Source organism: Blautia intestinihominis (genome assembly GCF_040096655.1).
GTDB lineage: Bacteria > Bacillota > Clostridia > Lachnospirales > Lachnospiraceae > Blautia_A > Blautia_A intestinihominis.
Genome location: NZ_JBBMEI010000196.1, coordinates 1 through 759, shown reverse-complemented (window position 1 = coordinate 759; position 759 = coordinate 1). Strand labels below are relative to the sequence as shown.

Genomic DNA, 759 nt, shown 5'->3' with positions numbered 1-759 from the left:
TGGCAGAAGTCATGAGTATTTGTATCAAAGATCAGATTCAGAACATGAATATCGTCATTGGCTGCACAGTGGGGTGTGCATATTGCTATGCTCGCAACAACGTGAAACGCTGGCATATGATTGATGACTTCGCTGACCCTGAATTCTTTCCGGGTAAGCTCAAGATGATGGAAAAGAAACGTCCGCAGAACTTTCTTCTTACTGGGATGAGCGATCTCTCCGGATGGAAGCCGGAATGGAGAGATGAGGTATTTGCAAAGATCCGTGAAAATCCACAGCATCAGTTCCTGTTCCTTACCAAGCGACCTGATTTGCTGGATTTTGATACCGATCTGGAAAACGCATGGTTTGGCATTACGGTGACGAGAAAAGCAGAACTGTGGCGTATCGACGCCCTTCGGAAAAACGTTAGAGCAAAACATTACCATGTTACCTTTGAGCCGTTATTCGACGATCCCGGCACAGTTGACCTTTCCGGAATCAATTGGATCGTTGTCGGCACCATGACCGGAGCTCAGAGTAGGAAGATTCATACGGAGCCGGAATGGGCATGGTCTCTGACGGACCAGGCACATAAGCTCGGCATTCCGGTGTTTATGAAGGAAGATCTTGTCCCTATCATAGGGGATGAAAATATGATTCAGGAAATGCCGGAAGAATTTAATAAAGTGTTAGAGGTACAGAAATCATGGAAGAAGTAATAAATGGAATCCTCATTCGTGAGGTGGAAACAAAGAACATCATGACTAAGTCTAGTCT

1 protein-coding gene is annotated in these 759 nt (G+C 45.3%); it reads left to right on the top strand.

Annotated features, from left to right (window positions below):
• Positions 1 to 11 precede the first annotated feature (11 nt).
• Positions 12 to 701, top strand: coding sequence for a radical SAM mobile pair protein A (locus WMO75_RS19655; RefSeq protein WP_118006333.1), 690 nt, complete (start codon positions 12 to 14; stop codon positions 699 to 701).
• The last annotated feature ends 58 nt before the right edge of the window (positions 702 to 759 follow it).

Bases quoted from the DNA above. Each gene is read 5' to 3' on its own strand.
- WMO75_RS19655 (WP_118006333.1), top strand. From the start codon at position 12: ATGAGTATTTGTATCAAAGATCAGATTCAGAACATGAATATCGTCATT.